The 18,201-nt window shown below is 64.3% G+C and carries 19 protein-coding genes and 1 pseudogene; 13 read left to right on the top strand and 7 right to left on the bottom strand.

The window, feature by feature from the left end:
- Positions 1 to 74: 74 nt before the first annotated feature.
- The 9 genes from HWX36_RS19150 to HWX36_RS19190 all read left to right on the top strand — a co-directional run bounded on the left by HWX36_RS19150 (position 75) and on the right by HWX36_RS19190 (position 7,380).
- Positions 75 to 968: a DMT family transporter gene (locus HWX36_RS19150; protein WP_011352649.1), complete on the top strand. Its 894-nt coding sequence runs from the start codon at positions 75 to 77 to the stop codon at positions 966 to 968.
- Positions 969 to 1,080: 112 nt separating this feature from the next.
- Positions 1,081 to 1,704 (top strand): TIGR00645 family protein, encoded by a 624-nt coding sequence (locus HWX36_RS19155; RefSeq protein ID WP_175953659.1) that lies wholly within the window; start codon positions 1,081 to 1,083, stop codon positions 1,702 to 1,704.
- Positions 1,705 to 1,738: 34 nt separating this feature from the next.
- Positions 1,739 to 3,262, top strand: coding sequence for a fumarate hydratase (locus HWX36_RS19160; RefSeq protein WP_039370104.1), 1,524 nt, complete (start codon positions 1,739 to 1,741; stop codon positions 3,260 to 3,262).
- 194 nt (positions 3,263 to 3,456) lie between these two features.
- Entirely contained in the window at positions 3,457 to 3,933 is a 477-nt protein-coding gene (bfr, locus tag HWX36_RS19165) for a bacterioferritin (protein ID WP_175953661.1), read from the top strand.
- 39 nt (positions 3,934 to 3,972) lie between these two features.
- Positions 3,973 to 4,833, top strand: a complete 861-nt coding sequence (gene murI / locus HWX36_RS19170; protein WP_175953663.1) for a glutamate racemase — start codon at positions 3,973 to 3,975, stop codon at positions 4,831 to 4,833.
- A gap of 150 nt (positions 4,834 to 4,983) precedes the next feature.
- Entirely contained in the window at positions 4,984 to 5,220 is a 237-nt protein-coding gene (locus HWX36_RS19175) for a (2Fe-2S)-binding protein (RefSeq protein WP_175953665.1), read from the top strand.
- Between the two features lie 218 nt (positions 5,221 to 5,438).
- The gene (locus HWX36_RS19180; protein ID WP_175953667.1) at positions 5,439 to 6,170 is read left to right on the top strand and encodes an energy transducer TonB; all 732 of its coding nucleotides are present in this window, start codon (positions 5,439 to 5,441) and stop codon (positions 6,168 to 6,170) included.
- A 36-nt stretch (positions 6,171 to 6,206) separates the two neighbouring features.
- On the top strand, positions 6,207 to 6,938 hold the full coding sequence (locus HWX36_RS19185) for a MotA/TolQ/ExbB proton channel family protein (RefSeq protein WP_175953669.1): 732 nt from the start codon (positions 6,207 to 6,209) through the stop codon (positions 6,936 to 6,938).
- A 13-nt stretch (positions 6,939 to 6,951) separates the two neighbouring features.
- A complete protein-coding gene (locus tag HWX36_RS19190; protein ID WP_021163407.1) occupies positions 6,952 to 7,380 on the top strand; it encodes a biopolymer transporter ExbD in 429 nt (142 codons plus the stop codon).
- A gap of 397 nt (positions 7,381 to 7,777) precedes the next feature.
- Here the strand turns inward: HWX36_RS19190 and HWX36_RS19195 are convergent, their stop codons facing one another.
- Positions 7,778 to 8,752: a LysR family transcriptional regulator gene (locus HWX36_RS19195; RefSeq protein WP_175953671.1), complete on the bottom strand. Its 975-nt coding sequence runs from the start codon at positions 8,750 to 8,752 to the stop codon at positions 7,778 to 7,780.
- Between the two features lie 122 nt (positions 8,753 to 8,874).
- Here HWX36_RS19195 and HWX36_RS19200 point away from each other — a divergent pair, with 122 nt between their 5' ends.
- From HWX36_RS19200 to HWX36_RS19210, 3 genes are all read left to right on the top strand, one after another.
- The gene (locus tag HWX36_RS19200; protein ID WP_175953673.1) at positions 8,875 to 9,747 is read left to right on the top strand and encodes a pirin family protein; all 873 of its coding nucleotides are present in this window, start codon (positions 8,875 to 8,877) and stop codon (positions 9,745 to 9,747) included.
- A gap of 100 nt (positions 9,748 to 9,847) precedes the next feature.
- Positions 9,848 to 10,330, top strand: coding sequence for an SRPBCC family protein (locus HWX36_RS19205; protein WP_175953675.1), 483 nt, complete (start codon positions 9,848 to 9,850; stop codon positions 10,328 to 10,330).
- Between the two features lie 138 nt (positions 10,331 to 10,468).
- Positions 10,469 to 10,714, top strand: coding sequence for a hemin uptake protein HemP (locus HWX36_RS19210; protein WP_175953677.1), 246 nt, complete (start codon positions 10,469 to 10,471; stop codon positions 10,712 to 10,714).
- Positions 10,715 to 10,986: 272 nt separating this feature from the next.
- On the opposite strand, the gene HWX36_RS19215 is transcribed toward HWX36_RS19210, so the two are convergent.
- From HWX36_RS19215 to uvrB, 5 genes are all read right to left on the bottom strand, one after another.
- Positions 10,987 to 12,384: a 4Fe-4S binding protein gene (locus HWX36_RS19215; RefSeq protein ID WP_175953679.1), complete on the bottom strand. Its 1,398-nt coding sequence runs from the start codon at positions 12,382 to 12,384 to the stop codon at positions 10,987 to 10,989.
- A complete protein-coding gene (locus HWX36_RS19220; RefSeq protein ID WP_175953681.1) occupies positions 12,381 to 13,223 on the bottom strand; it encodes an FTR1 family protein in 843 nt (280 codons plus the stop codon). The genes HWX36_RS19215 and HWX36_RS19220 overlap by 4 nt, the downstream gene beginning before the upstream one ends.
- Positions 13,224 to 13,281: 58 nt before the next feature.
- On the bottom strand, positions 13,282 to 13,614 hold the full coding sequence (locus HWX36_RS19225) for a cupredoxin domain-containing protein (RefSeq protein WP_047898577.1): 333 nt from the start codon (positions 13,612 to 13,614) through the stop codon (positions 13,282 to 13,284).
- Positions 13,615 to 13,659: 45 nt separating this feature from the next.
- Positions 13,660 to 14,211, bottom strand: coding sequence for an iron transporter (locus HWX36_RS19230; RefSeq protein ID WP_021163417.1), 552 nt, complete (start codon positions 14,209 to 14,211; stop codon positions 13,660 to 13,662).
- A 219-nt stretch (positions 14,212 to 14,430) separates the two neighbouring features.
- On the bottom strand, positions 14,431 to 16,521 hold the full coding sequence (gene uvrB, locus HWX36_RS19235) for an excinuclease ABC subunit UvrB (RefSeq protein ID WP_089495226.1): 2,091 nt from the start codon (positions 16,519 to 16,521) through the stop codon (positions 14,431 to 14,433).
- Between the two features lie 263 nt (positions 16,522 to 16,784).
- On the opposite strand from uvrB, the gene HWX36_RS19240 reads away from it, so the two are divergent.
- Entirely contained in the window at positions 16,785 to 17,984 is a 1,200-nt protein-coding gene (locus HWX36_RS19240) for an amino acid aminotransferase (protein WP_175953683.1), read from the top strand.
- A gap of 119 nt (positions 17,985 to 18,103) precedes the next feature.
- On the opposite strand, the pseudogene HWX36_RS19245 reads toward HWX36_RS19240, so the two are convergent.
- Positions 18,104 to 18,201 (bottom strand): annotated as a pseudogene (locus HWX36_RS19245) (3-hydroxybutyrate dehydrogenase); the annotation flags it as partial.

Raw genomic sequence — 18,201 nt, forward strand, 5'->3', positions numbered from 1 at the left:
GCGCCGCTTGTGGCTTTACGCTGCAACGAGCGCGACCCTACAATCCTAACTGAACTCGCCTTCCGGATTCCAGCTTGAATCGCTACGCTTTCTTTCTCGTGCTGTCGATGCTGTTCGTCGGCAGCAATGTCGGTATCGGCAAATCGATCGTCGTCTTCGTTCCCGTCGCCATCCTCGCCACGCTGCGCTTCGTGATCGCGATCGCCGTGCTGTGGCCGCTGTTCAGCCCGGTGAAGATGCGCACGGTCAAGCGCGGCGAATGGCTGAACCTGTTCCTGCAGGCGTTCTTCGGCACCTTCATGTTCACGCTGCTGATGCTGAACGGCGTGCAGCGCACGAGCGCAGTCGCCGCAGGCGTGATCACCAGCACGATCCCGGCGATCGTCGCACTGTTCGCGTGGTTGATCCTGCGCGAAAAACCGAACGGCCGGGCACTCGTGTCGATTGCACTCGCGATCGCCGGCGTCGTGACGATCAACCTCGCGAACGGCAGCGCGGCCGGGCACGGCGCGTCGTCGCTGACCGGCAACCTGCTGATCCTCGGCGCGGTGTGCTGCGAATCGATCTACGTGATCCTGTCGCGCCGCCTCACGCAGACGCTCGCACCGATCGACATCTGCGCATACACGCACCTGTTCGGCCTGTGCCTGATGCTGCCGCTCGGCGCGACGGCGATGTGGCATTTCGATTACGCGAGCGTGCCGGCCGGCACCTGGGCGCTCGTTGTCTGGTATGGCCTGTCGGCCAGCATCTTCTCGTTCTGGCTGTGGATGAAAGGCATCCGGCACGTGCCGGGCAGCCTCGCCGGCGTGTTCAGCGCGGTGCTGCCGGTCGCGGCCGCCGCGTATGGCATCGCGTTCCTCGGCGAGCGCCCGACGCTCGCCCACGGCATCGCGCTCGCGTGCGTCGTCACCGGCATCGTGCTTGCCAGCCTGCGCGTGAAACGCGTGCCGGCCGCCGCCTCCTGATCCGTCCCTGGAAGAGCCGGCGCGTCGCTGCAGTCGCGCTGGCCGACGCGTTACAATAGCGCGCCGTTTCAAGATTACCCCGATACCTGCGCACCGCGCCCGACTTTCCACCATGTCTGCCCCGCATTCGCCCGGCCGCCCCGCGCGTCGCCCGCTTCGCCCGCTTCCCGCGCTGATTTTCATGAGCCGCTGGCTCCAGGTTCCGCTCTACCTCGGCCTGATCGTTGCGCAGGCCGTCTACGTGTTCCTGTTCCTGAAGGAAGTCTGGCACCTGCTGTCGCACGCGACCAGCCTCGACGAAATCAGCGTGATGCTCGCGGTGCTCGGCCTGATCGACGTGGTGATGATCTCGAACCTGCTGATCATGGTGATCGTCGGCGGTTACGAAACGTTCGTGTCGCGCCTCGGCATCGAGGGCCACCCCGACGAGCCCGAATGGCTCGACCACGTGAACGCGGGCGTGCTGAAGGTCAAGCTGTCGATGGCGCTGATCAGCATTTCATCGATCCACCTGCTGAAGACGTTCATCAACCCCGACCAGCACACGATGCACGCGATCATGTGGCAGGTGATCATCCACGTGTCGTTCCTGGTGTCGGCGCTCGTGATGGCGTGGGTCGACCGCCTGACGACGCACACGCACCCGGCCCATTTCCACGAGCCGCACGCCCGCGACGCGCACGCGCCTGCAGCGAACGAGCCCCGCAAGCCGGCCGACGCAGCCGTCAACGCATAAACGCATTCCCCACAGTCCCCACAGAGTCTCAGCCATGACCGTCATCAAACAGGAAGACCTGATCCAGAGCATCGCGGATTCGCTGCAGTACATCAGCTACTACCATCCGCTCGACTACATCCAGGCCCTCGGCCGCGCGTACGAGCTGGAAGAAAGCCCGGCCGCGAAGGATGCGATCGCGCAGATCCTCACGAACAGCCGCATGTGCGCGGAAGGCCGTCGCCCGATCTGCCAGGACACCGGCATCGTCACGATCTTCGTGAAGGTCGGCATGGACGTGCGCTGGGACGGCGCGACGATGGGCCTCACCGACATGATCAACGAAGGCGTGCGCCGCGGTTACACGCACCCGGACAACGTGCTGCGCGCGTCGATCGTCAATCCGCCGGAAGGTGCCCGCAAGAACACGAAGGACAACACGCCGGCCGTGATCCACTACGAGATCGTGCCGGGCGACAAGGTCGACGTGCAGGTCGCGGCGAAGGGCGGCGGCTCGGAGAACAAGTCGAAGTTCGTGATGCTGAACCCGTCCGACTCGATCGTCGACTGGGTGCTGAAGACGGTCCCGACGATGGGCGCGGGCTGGTGCCCGCCCGGCATGCTCGGGATCGGCATCGGCGGCACGGCCGAAAAGGCGATGCTGATGGCGAAGGAATCGCTGATGGAGCCGATCGACATCCAGGAAATCATCGCGCGCGGCCCGAAGGACTGGGTCGAAGAACTGCGCGTCGAACTGCACGAGAAGGTCAACGCGCTCGGCATCGGCGCACAGGGCCTCGGCGGCCTGGCAACCGTGCTCGACGTGAAGATCATGGCCGCACCGACGCACGCGGCATCGAAGCCGGTCGCGCTGATCCCGAACTGCGCGGCCACGCGCCATGCGCACTTCGTGCTCGACGGCTCGGGCCCGGCCAAGCTTGAAGCGCCGTCGCTCGACGCATGGCCGAAGGTCAACTGGGAACCGAATACCGAAACCAGCAAGCGTGTCGACCTGAACACGCTGACGCCGGAAGAAGTCGCGAGCTGGACGCCGGGCCAGACGCTGCTGCTGTCGGGCAAGATGCTCACCGGCCGCGACGCCGCGCACAAGCGCATCGCCGACATGCTCGCGAAGGGCGAGAAGCTGCCGGTCGACTTCACCAACCGCGTGATCTACTACGTCGGCCCGGTCGATCCGGTCCGCGACGAAGTGGTCGGCCCGGCAGGCCCGACGACGGCCACGCGCATGGACAAGTTCACCGAGACGATGCTCGCGCAAACCGGCCTGATCTCGATGGTCGGCAAGGCCGAGCGCGGCCCGGTCGCGATCGACGCGATCAAGAAGCACAAGGCGGCCTACCTGATGGCCGTCGGCGGTGCGGCTTACCTCGTGTCGAAGGCGATCCGCGGCGCGAAGGTGCTCGCATTCGAAGACCTCGGCATGGAAGCGATCTACGAGTTCGACGTGCAGGACATGCCGGTGACGGTGGCCGTCGATTCGTCGGGCACGTCGGTGCACCAGACCGGTCCGAAGGAGTGGCAGGCGAAGATCGGCAAGATCCCGGTCGCAGCCGCTTAAGCGCGATCGAACGATAGGCCGGACGGAAGTCCGGCCTTTTTACTTCTCATTCTCATTATTGTGTGTGGCCGGTTATTCGAGGCTGATTCTCATTACACGCAAAAGGCAGGCCCGGCAAGGCTTTGAGGCTTGGCTTTTCTCGTTCGAGCGATTATCTTTCGGTTTCTGAAGCCCCACTGAACAAGGAACAAGCCATGCAAGGCGACAAGAAAGTCATCGAATATCTGAACGCCCAGTTGAAGAATGAACTCACGGCGATCAACCAGTACTTCCTGCATGCGCGCATGTACAAGCACTGGGGCCTCGAGAAGCTCGGCAAGCACGAGTACGACGAGTCGATCGGCGAAATGAAGCACGCCGACTGGCTGATCGAGCGCGTCTTCATGCTCGACGGCCTGCCGAACCTGCAGGACCTGCACAAGCTGCTCATCGGCGAGGAAACCGAAGAGATCCTGAAGTGCGACCTGAAGCTCGAGCTGATCTCGCAGTCCACCTGCAAGGAAGCGATCGCCTACTGCGAATCGGTTCGCGACTACGTGTCGCGCGAGATCTTCGAAAAGATCCTCGACGACACCGAAGAGCACATCGACTGGCTGGAAACGCAGATCGACCTGATCGGCAAGGTCGGCCTGCAGAACTACCAGCAAACGATGATGGGTTCGCCGGAGTAAGCTCGCTCCACGCTTCCCGTTATCGCCCCCGGCCCGTTCATGTCGACCCCTTCCGTTATGACTGCGACGGCCACGACCGTCGCCCCCATCGGCATCTTCGATTCAGGGCTGGGTGGCCTGTCGGTGCTGCGCGCCGTGCGCGCGCAGTTGCCCGACGAATCGTTCATCTACGTCGCCGATTCGCACCATGCGCCATATGGCCCACGCGATGAGGCGTTCATTACGGAACGCACGCTGGCAATCGGCGAGTGGCTGGCCCGCGAAGGGGCGAAAGCGCTCGTCATCGCCTGCAACACGGCGACCGCTCGCGCGATCGCCGCGACCCGCGAACACCTGTCGATGCCACTCGTCGGCGTCGAGCCGGGCATCAAGCCGGCCGCTGCCCTGTCCGCGAGCGGCGTCGCGGGCGTCCTCGCCACGCAGTCGACGCTGAACAGCCCGCGCTTCCAGGCGCTGCTCGACCGCTATGGCGCCGGCCGCCGATTCATTTGCCAGCCCGGCCACGGGCTCGTCGAAGCCATCGAGCGCGGCGACACGAATTCCCCGGCCTTGCGCGCGTTGCTCGACAGCTACCTGCAACCGATGCTCGACGACGGCGCCGACACGCTGGTACTCGGCTGCACGCACTACCCGTTCTTCACGGAAACGATTCGTGACCTTGTGGGCGACCGCCTGACGCTCGTCGACACCAGCGACGCGATCGCGCGCCAGCTCATGCGGGTGCTCGACGACCGCAACCTGCGCGCACCGGCCGGCACGCGCGCGGCCCCGCCCCGCTTCTGCTCGACCGGTGACGGCCGCCAGTTGCAGGTCCTCGCATCGACGCTGCTCGGCCTCGCTGCGCCGGTCGAATCCGTCACCATTTCCTCGCCCAACGCGCGCGCCTGCGCGACTGCCTGACACGGGCCGGCACGCCCGCTTCCGCCTGCCGTTCCACCCCCCCGGCGTTTCAAGGGTCCGATGACCTTAAAAAAAGCCCGCCCCAGGCTTGTCAACACCCGCAAATTTAATGATAATAATTCGCATTACCGTTAGCTATCGCAACTCATCATGATCGTCTGCGTGTGCAAGTCTGTTTCCGATCGCAAGATTCGCGCGTCCCTCGCGGAGGGCATGAACTCTTTCGATGAACTCCAGTTCGAGCTTGGCGTGGCCACGTGCTGCGGCAAGTGCGAGGAGTCCGTACGCGACCTCATGGCCGAACAAGGCGTCTGCGCGAGCCAGTGCGGTGTCGAGCATCACGCTCACCCGATCCCGGTCACGTTCTACGAACGCAAGGCCGCCTGACCGGCGCCGAGTATGCGCATGCGGCCCAGGCCGCATTTTTTGTTTTGACCGTCAGCAAGCCACCGTCTGCGCGAGCCAGCGGCTTACCTGCCAAGGAGCCTGTCATGGAATTGCTGATCGGATTTGTGACCACCGTTTGCATCTCGCTGCTGATCTTCCGCAAGTGATGCCGATTCACCCGCCGCGCCCCGGGTGCGACATCGTTCTTTCAAGCTAACATGCAGGCTTCGCATCTCGCTCCTGCCGGCGCCGTGCCGGCTGCACCACGTATGAACCCCCGAGTGATCGTCGTCGCGGTCGGTGTGCTTGCCGCACATGCGATCATGCTGACGGCCGCCTGGCTCCATCGCAACGCGCCGCCGCCACCGAAGGAGATCGAGGTTCAGTCGATCACCGCGCAGCTCATTCAGCCTGCGCCCCCTGCCCAGCCGGTCGCGGTCCAGTCGGCCGCGCAGCAGCCTGCGCCGCCCAAGCCCACGCCGCGCGTGAAGCCGAAGGTCGAGCCGAAACCGGTGCAGAAAGCGGTCCCGACGCCTCAGCCGGTCTCGCAGGCTCCGTCACCGACGCCCGCGCCGGCAGTGGCCGATCCAACACCGGCTCCCGCAACACCTGCGCCTGCTGCACCGGCTGCAGCACCCGGCCCGGCGCGCGAGACGATGCAGGTCAGCGCGCCGAAGAACGTGTCGGCGCTCACCTGCAATTTCGTGAAGCCGACCTATCCGCCGATGTCGCGCCGTCGCGGCGAAACGGGCACGGCCTATGTTCACTTCATCATCGGCGTGACGGGCAAGATCGAAAGCGTCCAGTTGCAGAAGAGCAGCGGCTACCCGCGTCTCGACGAAGCGGCGCTCGATGCGACGCGCGCCAGTACCTGTCCGCCGTATATCGAGAACGGCCAGGCGATCCGCGCCGCCCATACGCTGCCCTTCAACTTCACGCTTGACGACTAACCCGTCATATTCGGTAGATTCAAAGGAAACAAGAAAATGCAAAGCTACGGTATCGCGCACGTCTGGGCGCAAGGTGATTTCGTCACGCGCGCCATTGCGATCACGCTGCTCGTGATGTCGGTCCTGTCGTGGATCGTGATCGTCATCAAGGGCTGGAACGTGATCCGCCTGAACCGCCTGACGAAGAATGCCGAACAGGCATTCTGGCATTCGGACGACTTCGACGACGGTATCAGGAAGCTCGGGCTCGCCGCATCGACGCCGAACGACAACCCGTTCCTCGCGCTCGCGCTGTCGGGCAAGGAAGCCGCCGATCACCACCACCAGACGCAACCGCACCTGCACGACCGCATGGACGTGTCGGACTGGGTCACGCGCTGCCTCAAGGACACGATGGACGAAGGCATCTCGCGCATGCAGAGCGGCCTCGCGATCCTCGCGTCGATCGGTAGCACGGCGCCGTTCGTCGGCCTGTTCGGTACGGTCTGGGGGATCTACCACGCACTGCTCGCGATCGGCGCGTCCGGCCAGACGTCGATCGACCAGGTCGCGGGCCCGGTCGGCGAATCGCTGATCATGACCGCCTTCGGCCTGTTCGTCGCGATCCCGGCCGTGCTTGGCTACAACGCACTCACCCGTGCGAACAAGGGCGTCGTCAGCAAGCTGCGTCGCTTCGCGCACGGCCTGCACGCGTATTTTGTGACCGGCGCGAGCCTTGCCTCGTCGTCGACGCGCGACGGCCTGCGTCTCGCGACGCGCGCCAGTTGAGGCGGGGTGAACCATGGCAATGAACACCGGTTTCAGCGACGATGACGACGATGCAGTGATGAGCGAGATCAACATGACGCCGCTCGTCGATGTCATGCTCGTACTCCTGATCATTTTCCTCGTGACGATCCCGGCGATGCAGCATGCGGTGAAGATCGACCTGCCGCACGCCAGCAGCCAGCCCGTCGACGAAAAGCCGCAGACGGTCGACGTCGCGATCCAGGGTGACGGCACGATCCTGTGGGACGACCACACGGTCACGCGCGAACAATTGCAGGAACGCATCGCGGAAGCGGCAAAACGCACGCCGCAACCGGAGTTGCACCTGCGTGCAGACCGCAAGGTCGCGTACGAACACGTCGCGGAAGTGATGTCGGATGCACAGGCAGGCGGCCTGACGAAGCTCGGCTTTGTGACGGAGCCGACCGCGAAAGCGAAGTAACGCACGCGCTATCCGACGGCACCGGCCGCGCCTTGCCGGCCGCACCTTGCCGGCCACGCCTCGCCGGCCACGCACAAAGTAAAAGGCCTTCATCGCCAGATGAAGGCCTTTTTTCATGCGCACGCGGGCGCCTTCGGGCGGCGGGCTCTTTGGCGGTATCGGTTGCGCCTCGAGCAACGCAAATGCGACTCTGCCGTGGTCTGCACGGACTGCGCGTTCTGCCCTATCTGGCTCGCAACATATGCGGCCACCTGATTTCGCTCAGAACTTCCTTCACGAAATGGGATTCCAATATAGGCCCGCACGCACGCGCATTCAAGGTTCCGGCGATTGAAACTTGCGATTGCAGGCGACGCTTCAATGACAAAACAAATTTGCCTCGCCGTGCGCGTCGTGTTCAGGTCGCCGAAGCATCGGCCGCCGCTTCCTTCTTCGCTCGTTCCGGGCACCCCGGTTCCTTGTAGGCGCCGTGATCGAGCTTCTCGACCAGATAGTCGACGAACGCACGCACCGCGGGCGGCATCCCCTGCCGCGACACGAACACCGCATACAGTTGCGGCACCGGCAGCGTCCAGCCCGGCATCACCGGCGACAGTTGCCCCGCACGCAGCGCGTTGCCGTACATCATCTCCGGCAATGCCGCGATGCCGAGGCCATCGAGCACGGCTTCACGGATCGTCATCAGGTCGGCCGTCACGAGCCGCGGGTCGTGCTCGTGCACGTGGCGCGTACCGTCCGGCGCGATCAGGTTGAACACGTGCCGCCCGTCGACGCTCGGCGTGTCGAGTGTCTCGAATCCGCTCAGGTCGTCCGGTGCCAGCGGCGGCGCATTCTGGCTCAGCAGGCTCGGCGCGCCGACCAGCATCTGCTCGGTACGCCACAGCGGCCGCACGACGATATTCGCGTTCTGCGGCGATTCCGAGCGCACGCGCAGCGCGACGTCGATCGAATCATCGAACAGGTCGATCACGCGATTCGTCACGCGGACGTGCACCTTCACCTCGGGATAGCGACGCAGGAATTCGGGCAGGATGCGCGACAGCATCGTCTGCGACAGCGTCACGGGCACGCTGACGCGCACCGAACCGCGCGGCGACGAGCGCAACTGCTGGACAGCGTTCATCGCCGCCTGTGCTTCGGCCAGCATCGCCTGGCAATGCTGGTAGAACAGTTCCCCCGCTTCAGTCAGCGCGAGCTTGCGTGTGGAGCGCTGCAGCAGGCGCACGCCGAGCGCCGCCTCGAGTTCGGTCAGGCGCCGCGACAGGCGCGATTTCGAGATGCCCAGCACGCGCTCCGCGGCCGAGAAACCGCCATGTTCGACGACCTGCGAAAAGTACATGAGGTCGTTCAGGTTGTGTGCATCGATATTCATCTCATCGTTCCATTTTCAGAACAATCCATTGCGAGCCGTCGCAAATCGAACGGTAAAACGCCCAATATAATAGCCCTATGTTTCAAAAATAACGCTATTCCGATCATCTCGAGGGTATCCGCATGACGACCGCTCGCTCGCTTGACCGCACGTACCCCGCGCTTCGGACGACCGAAGGCGGCGGCTTCGTGGTTCATCGCCCGTTCCCGACCCGGCTGCTGATGGATTTCGATCCGTTCCTGCTGCTCGACGAAATGGGCCCCGTCGACTACGCGCCCGGCGAAGCCAAGGGCGCCCCCGACCATCCGCATCGCGGCTTCGAGACCGTGACCTACGCACTCGACGGGCGCTTCCGCCATCGCGACTCGTCCGGCCATGCCGGCACGCTCGGCCCGGGCGACGTGCAATGGATGACGGCGGGCGCCGGCGTCGTGCACAGCGAGATGCCGGATCCTGAATTCGCGCAGGCGGGCGGCCGCTCCCACGGCTTCCAGCTGTGGGTCAACCTGCCACGCCGCGACAAGCTGATCGCGCCGCGCTACCAGGAGATCCCTGCCGACCGCATCCCGACCGCAACGTCACCGGACGGCCGCGCACGGGTACGCGTGATCGCCGGCGAAGCGTTCGGCGTACGCGCCACGATCGAAACGCGCACGCCGATCCTCTACCAGCATTTCACGCTACAGCCCGGTGCAACGGTCACCCAGACCGTCCCCGCAGGCTATCGTGTGTTTGCCTATCCGATCGACGGAACGGGCCTCTACGGGCCCGCCAGACAGGCTGTCGACGCGCGACTCATGGTCGTGTACTGCGACGATGGCGACACCGTCACGTTCGCCGCCGGCGACACGCCGCTCGACCTGCTGCTGATCGGCGGCGTACCGCTCAACGAGCCGATCGTCCGCTACGGCCCTTTCGTGATGAATACCGAGGAAGAGATCCGGCAGGCGGTCGCCGACTACCAGACCGGTCGCATGGGCCGCATCGAAGCCTGACACATGGACGGGCGCGCAGGCGCCGCAAAACCGCCCGTTTTGCGTCACAATTGATTTCTCGAACCACGTGGCCGCCTGCCACCAGAAGGAACCCGTCCCCTTGAACTTCGAACATCTGATCCAGATCAATTCCGACGATCCGGCCGTGCCGCCCCTCACCCGCGAACAGCTCTGGGAAGGTCTCGTGCTGCGCGCAGAACAGCCGCAACTGTTCGTGCTCGGCCTCGACAGCTGCGTCGTCCACGAACGGACGGACACGACGCTCGAACGTGAACTGCACTACGGTCACGCGACCGTGCGCGACCACGTCACGTTCACGCCGAACCAGCAGGTCCGCTACGACATCCGCGCCGCCGACGGCGAGATTGGCGGCTCGCTGACGATGACGATCGAGGAGCGTGACGACCACGAGCTGTTCCTGCGTTTCGAATACCGCACGACGCTGGTCGTCACGGACGACAGCGAAGACGCTCGTCAGACGCACGGGATCGTCAAGGAAGCGTACCGCACATCGGATATCGACACGGTCCGCCTGATCCGCGAGTACGCGCAGGGCCGCAAGGACCCCGATCCGCTGCACTGAACCCGATGGCGGCCTGCAGGTCGCCTCTTTGATTCAAGCTATCAGATTCGCCATCTTGATCGATAAAGAGTTTTTGTAAATGGGAATAGTTATCATTTAGAATTCATTCCATCGTATCGACAGTCACCGATCAACCGAATGACCGACACCATGCGCCCGACCACGCTGACCTTGCGCCGCACGACCGGCACCGCAGGCAGCAGCCGTCACAAGACGGCAGCGGTCACCACGCCGGCGAAACCCGTCGGCAACCGCGATGCAGGCACGCGGGTCGTCAGCAGCGATACGCTGCTGCAAGGCCAAAGCCACGTCAGCATCGCGCATAACGGAGAGACCTATCAGTTGCGCGCCACACGGCTGGGCAAACTGATCCTGACGAAGTAACGACAGAGTATTGTGGGGACCACCTCCCTGAGAGGTGTTGGGCAGTAGCCAGCGTAACGGCTTGCACGCGAGATCTAGACCCCTTCGTGCAAACACACTCAAGCAGCCGTTGCAGCAAGCCAAGCCACTTTTTTGGTTCTCGCACAAGGAAGAAAAAAAGCGACACGTCCTTCGACGTGTCGCTTTTTTGTTTGGGCGGCCAATGCGTGAAGCATGCCGCCCAGGTTCGTTACCGCATCGATGCCTGACCGCCGAAGCGGCACGCGATCCGCTTAGAAACCCCAGAACATCAACCACCATGCGCTGTCGATGACGGCAAGCCCGACGGCGAACCACGCGAACGCCGCAAGCCGGCGCGGCCAGGCCGCATAGCGCCCCGTCACGTTCCACGCGAGCCACGCACTCCATGCGTTGGCGCCGACCAGGATCGCGATGCGCACATCGGCCGCCCAGCCGAGCGGCACATGCTCGGCACGCAGCAGCGACAGTGTCGTGGCCGACAGGCCAAGAAATACGCCCGCACCCGCGATCGGGATCAACGCCTGCGCAAGATGATGCAGCCGTACGCGATCGAAGCGACCGAGCATCAGCGTGGCGCCGGCCAGCAGCATCAGCAGCGCCGTGCCGTACACGAGCCCCGTGCCGACGATATAGCTGACGACCAGCCCCCCGTCGAGCCAGGAAAACACGTCGTTGCGATCCGGGTAGTGGGTGAGCAGGAACCACGGCGCATTGGTCTCGAGCGGCCACGTGATGTCATGGTCGATCAGCCAGCCCGCGAGCCATTGCTTGATCTGCACGAACCAGGGGCTGACGGTCCAGTGGAACGCACCGATCGCGACGCCGAGCAGGCCGTACAGGATCAGCGCGGTGTCCCACGGGTTCGCCTGCTGCGCCCCGAGGTTCACGACTTCGTCGGACGGCGAGCGCAACGACAGCGAGATCGCATCGCGATGCCCGCTGCAGCGGCCGCACATGTGGCAGTCCGCCGCGCCCTTCATGTTACGCAACGGCACGAGCGGCGCGCAGTTGATCGGAATCACGCGATGGCCATGCTCGCCGTTCTTGTACGAACGGCGCCATGCATCCTCGTCGACCTTGTAGCGCATCGGCGCGAGCCGCGCGAGCAACCCGAACACGCCGTTGACCGGGCACAGGTACTTGCACCACACGCGCTTCTCGCGGCCGTACAGCACGCCGATCACGATCGCGCCGACGGTCGAGCCGCCGAGCACGAACAGCACCGCGAGCGGGTACTGGTACACGCTCACCATCTGCCCGTAGATCGTCGTGAGCCCGAACGCGACAAACGGCCAGCCGCCCCACCGTATCCAGCGCGGAATCGGGCCGCCGCGGCCGAACTTGCTGGCGAATTCGGTGAGCGCGCCTTCCGGGCACAGCACGCCGCACCAGACGCGGCCGAGCATCACCATCGACAGCAGCACGAACGGCCACCAGATGCCCCAGAACGTGAACTGCGCGATCAGCGTGAGGTTGCTCCACAGGTGTGCGGAGTCGTCCGGCAGCGGCAACACCGCCGGCACGATGATCAGGAACGCATAGACGGCGACGACGGCCCACTGGATGCCGCGGATCAGCGGGCCGTGCCGCTGCATCCACTGGCCGGCCTGCGCGAGCCAGCCCTGCTTGCCTGCGGCGACAACGCTCATGCCGCGCGACCTGCCGCGACGGCCGGACGACGGCTCGCGCGCTTCATCAGCAGCCACACCACCGCCCAGTACACGGCATAGGCAACCAGGTTGGTCAGTGCCGGGTGTGCACGATAGCCGGTCAGCGTTGCGACGAGCGAGCCGAACGTGCCCGAATCATCGAGGATCGCGGATGTGTCCCACACCTGCGAAATGCCGAGCGGCAGGATTTCCTTGTCGATCAACTTGTCGACGCCGGTCTGGAACAGGCCCGCGCCGAGGAACAGCAGCATCACTTCGGTGACGCGGAAGAAATGCCGCCACGAGAAGTACTTGCCGCCGAGCTGCAGCAGATAGAACGTGAAGAATGCAAGACCTAGGCCGATCAAGACCGCGAGCATCTGGCTGCCGTCGACGTGGCCCGACTGGCCAAAACCGAGACCGTACAGGAAGATCACCGTCTCGCTGCCTTCGCGCGCGATCGCAAGCGCGACCAGCACCGCGACGCCCCACCAGTTCGAATCGCGTGTGCTCTGCTGCAGCGATTGCTCCATGTCGCGCTTCAGCGTGCGGCCGTGCCGGCGCATCCACAGCACCATCTGCACGATCAGCACGCATGCGATCAGCACCATGGCGGTCTGGAAGTAGTCCTGCGCGTCGCCGGACAGCACTTCGGTGAAACCGACCAGTGCGGCACCGAGGCCGACGGCCATCAGCAGGCCGACACCGACGCCGATCCAGAGGAAAGGCAGGCCGCGGCGCGCGTCGTCGTCACCGTTTTTCAGCCATGCATAGAGAATGCCGACGACGAGCAGCGCTTCGACGCTCTCCCGCCAGACGATGAACAAGATCTGACCCATCGATACCTCCTGACGCGCAGTACATCGGGCAGGTATGCCCGCGCGCAGATAAAACGCATTACTTCGCGACGATCACGCCCTGCGCCTGCTGGTGGAAATCGTCGAAAAACTTGTATTCGCCCGGTGACAACGGTGCGACGACCACGAACGAATCGGCGCCCGGCGCGAGCACCTTCTCCTTGCGCAGTTGCACGCTCTCGAATTCGGCGGCGCCCTTGCCGGTGTTCTTGATCTCGATCTTGAAACGCTGGCCGGCCGGCACTTCGATGCGGGCGGGATTCAGCTTGCCGTCCGCCATCTCGAGCTTGAACGTCGGCAGATCGGCAGCGTACGCTGCGCCGGCAAGCCACAACGCAGCAGCTGCGGCAACGATTTTCTGGGGAATTTTCATTCTGGGTTCTCTACGCCGACGGCACGCCGTCCGTGGTGCCACCGATCAGTAACCGCCCTTCTTGCCGATACCGGCGAACGGGAAGTCGTACTCGAGGGTAATGGGCTTGAACCATGCGCCCACGCCCGTTTCCTTGTCGATGTGACGGCCGAACGCCATATGGCCCGTCTGCATCGGCGGCTTGACGACCATCGTCAGGTGGTACTTGCCCGGGCCGTTCAGCTTCACGTTGTCGCCGTAGTGCGGGCCGTCGCTCGCGACCATGCCCATCAGGTCGCCTTCCGCCTTCCACTTCGTGTCGCCCTGCTTCGTCAGCTTGTACGTGACCTGCAGGTACGGCATCCAGTCGCCTTCCGCGAAACCCGTCGGGTTGTTCTTGACCGCATGGATATCGGCCTCGAGGTGGATGTCGGAATCCGACGCCTTGCGCATCATCCCTTCCGGATCCATCGTGATCGGCTGCAGGTACACCGCGCCGATTTCCATGCCGCCCTGGATCTGCTGCTTGCCGATCGGATATTCGGCAGCCGAGGCCGACATCGCGGCAAGCGCCGCCGCTACCGCAACCGTCGTGCGGATGAACGAAGAACCCAACATGGACACTCCTTGTTATTTGATCTGGAACCATGTGGACCGACGCCAGGCCGGCCCACTGAAAACACTAACGCGACGAAGAACGTTAATGCGAACAATTCTCAATAATGGCGAAGTTTAGCACCGAACCTGTTTCGGAACAAACTGGGAGCCGTGTAAACCCCTGATCCGACAAGGCATACAGGCTCGCTACCGCAGGGTCTGGGTGACGTTTGGCAAGATTTACCGGCCGCCGTTGACGTGATCGCCGACGTTCGCACCGAACACGCGCTCACGCAGCAGCGCAAGTTGGTCGCGGGTCGCGGCGGCCTTCTCGAACTCGAGGTTCTTCGCGTAGTCGGCCATCTGCTTCTCGAGGCGCTTGATTTCCTTGGCGAGTTGCTTTTCCGACATGTCCTCGAATTTCGCGCGCTGCTGCGCTTCCTTCAGCTCGGCGCGTGCCTCGTCCGCGTTGTAGACGCCGTCGATGATGTCCTTGATGCGCTTCACGACACCGCGCGGCGTGATGCCCATCTTTTCGTTGTGCGCGATCTGCTTCGCACGGCGCCGCTCGGTCTCGCCGATCGCACGCTTCATCGACTCGGTCATGTTGTCCGCGTAGAGGATCGCCTTGCCGTTCACGTTCCGCGCCGCGCGGCCGATCGTCTGGATCAGCGAGCGCTCCGCGCGCAGGAAGCCTTCCTTGTCCGCATCGAGGATCGCGACGAGCGACACCTCGGGAATGTCGAGCCCTTCCCGCAGCAGGTTGATCCCGACCAACACGTCGAACGTGCCGAGCCGCAGGTCGCGGATGATCTCGACGCGCTCGACCGTGTCGATGTCGCTGTGCAGGTAACGCACCTTGACCCCGTGATCGGCGAGAAACTCGGTGAGCTGCTCGGCCATGCGCTTCGTCAGCACGGTGATCAGCACGCGCTCCTCGGCCTTCACGCGCGCGTTGATCTCGGCCAGCACGTCGTCGACCTGCGAGCTCGCCGGCCGCACTTCGATTTCCGGATCGACGAGGCCCGTCGGCCGCACGACCTGCTCCGCGATCTGCCCGGTCACGCGCTTCTCGTAGTCTGCCGGCGTGGCCGACACGAACACGACCTGGCGCATCTTGCGTTCGAACTCCGGAAACTTGAGCGGCCGGTTGTCCAGCGCCGACGGTAACCGGAACCCGTAGTTGACGAGGTTTTCCTTGCGCGCGCGATCGCCGTTGTACATGCCGTTCAACTGGCCGATCAGCACGTGCGATTCGTCGAGCAGCATCAGCGCATCGGGCGGCAGGTAGTCGACGAGGGTCGGCGGCGGATCGCCGGGCGCCGCGCCCGAGAAATGCCGCGAGTAGTTCTCGATGCCCTTGCAGAAGCCGAGCTCCTGCAGCATCTCGAGGTCGAAGCGCGTGCGCTGCTCGAGACGCTGCGCCTCGACGAGCTTGCCGTCGCGGTGGAAGAACTCGAGGCGTTCGCGCAATTCGTCCTTGATCGTCTCGACCGCGCGCATCACGGTGTCACGCGGCGTCACGTAGTGCGACGACGGATACACGGTAAAGCGCGGGATCTTCTGCCGCACGCGCCCCGTCAGCGGGTCGAACAGCTGCAGCGTCTCCACCTCGTCGTCGAACAGTTCGACGCGCACGGCCAGCTCCGCGTGTTCGGCCGGGAAGATGTCGATCGTGTCGCCCCGCACGCGGAACGTGCCGCGCTGGAAATCCTGCTCGTTGCGCGTGTACTGCATCGCGATCAGCCGCGCGATCACGTCACGCTGGCCGAGCTTGTCTCCGGCGCGCAGGGTCAGGATCATCTGGTGGTATTCGGACGGGTTGCCGATACCGTAGATCGCCGACACCGTCGCGACGATCACGACGTCGCGGCGCTCCATCAGGCTCTTCGTCGCCGACAGCCGCATCTGCTCGATGTGCTCGTTGATCGACGAGTCCTTTTCGATAAACAGGTCGCGCTGCGGCACGTACGCTTCAGGCTGGTAATAGTCGTAGTACGAGACGAAATACTCGACCGCGTTGCGCGGGAAGAACTCGCGAAATTCCGAGTAGAGCTGCGCGGCGAGCGTCTTGTTCGGCGCGAACACGATCGCCGGGCGGCCGAGCCGCGCGATCGTGTTCGCCATCGTGAAGGTCTTGCCCGAGCCCGTCACGCCGAGCAGCGTCTGGAACGAGAGACCGTCCTCGACCCCTTCGACGAGCGTCTCGATGGCGGTCGGCTGATCGCCTGCGGGCGGATACGGTTGATAGAGCTGGAATGGCGACCCTTCGAAGGTCACGAATTTCGATTCGTCGAGCGCGTCGCCGGTTTCGGCTTTATGTTCGGACATGGAATGCGGCCGGAGCGAGGGCAAAGAAAGCATTCTAGCGCTTCGCGGCCTCGCGAACTGCTGTCGGCTCCTGACGTGCGGCCGCCGCCCGGCATCTCGATTTGCCGCCGAATTTCGCCGCCGATTCGTCGCCCCCGCCTGCACGAATTCGCTACAATGTCAGGCTGCTGCGCTTTCCGGCGTCGTGCCTGCCTGCGCGCGGTCCGCCGCGCGCGCCCCGCCCGTTGAAAGCCTGACCCTCTTTTCACTACTGCCGAATCATCATGTCGCTCTTCTCCGCTGTCCAGCTTGCTCCCCGCGACCCGATCCTGGGCCTGAACGAAGCCTTCAACGCCGATGCGCGTCCGACCAAGGTCAACCTCGGCGTCGGTGTGTACACGAACGAAGAAGGCAAGATTCCGCTGCTGCGCGCGGTTCGCGAAGCGGAGAAGGTGCGTGTCGAGGCCGGCCTGCCGCGCGGCTACCTGCCGATCGACGGCATCGCCGCCTACGATGCGGCCGTGCAGAAACTGCTGCTCGGCAACGACTCGCCGCTGATCGCGGCAGGTCGAGTGGTCACGGCCCAGGCACTGGGCGGCACGGGCGCGCTGAAGATCGGCGCCGACTTCCTGCGTACCGTGAACCCGAACGTGAAGGTCGCGATCAGCGATCCGAGCTGGGAAAACCATCGCGCGCTGTTCGAAGCGGCCGGTTTCGAAGTCGTTGCGTACCCGTATTACGACGCTGCCACCAACGGCGTGAACTTCGAAGGCATGCTGTCGGCACTGAACGGCTACGCGGCAGGTACGGTCGTCGTGCTGCACGCGTGCTGCCACAACCCGACCGGCGTGGACCTGACCGACGCGCAATGGCAGCAGATCGTCGACGTCGTGAAGGCGCGCAACCTCGTGCCGTTCCTCGACATGGCCTACCAGGGCTTCGGCGAGAACATCGAGGCCGATGCTGCTGCCGTGCGCCTGTTTGCCGCGGCCGACCTGAACGCATTCGTGTCGTCGTCGTTCTCGAAGTCGTTCTCGCTGTACGGCGAGCGCGTCGGCGCACTGTCGATCATTACGTCGAGCAAGGAAGAGGCAACGCGCGTGCTGTCGCAACTGAAGCGCGTGATCCGCACGAACTACTCGAACCCGCCGACCCATGGCGGCGCCGTGGTCGCAGCGGTGCTCGCATCGCCGGAACTGCACGCTTCGTGGGTGCAGGAACTCGGTGAAATGCGCGATCGCATCCGCGCGATGCGCAACGGTCTCGTCGAGCGCCTGAAGGCAAGCGGCGTCGATCGCGACTTCGGCTTCATCAACGCACAGCGCGGGATGTTCTCGTATTCGGGCCTGACCTCGGCGCAAGTCGATCGCCTGCGCGACGAGTTCGGCATCTATGCGGTCGGCACGGGCCGGATCTGCGTCGCAGCACTGAACACGCGTAACCTCGACGCAGTCGCCAATGCGATCGCAGCCGTCCTGAAGTAACGCGGCTTGAGCAGGCGGCAGCCGTCATCGGCCCCGCCCTGCCAAAATGAAAACGCACTCTACGGAGTGCGTTTTTTTATGCCATTCGCCGGCGGGCAGCTACCCCGCCCGCCCCCGCATCACTGCATGAACCAGCCGTGGCTGACGATGAACGACTGGCCCGTGAGCGCGGCGCTCGGGAAGGCCGACAGGAACAGCACCGTCTGCGCGACGTCCT

Source organism: Burkholderia sp. BCC0405 (assembly GCF_902833075.1).
Lineage (GTDB): Bacteria > Pseudomonadota > Gammaproteobacteria > Burkholderiales > Burkholderiaceae > Burkholderia.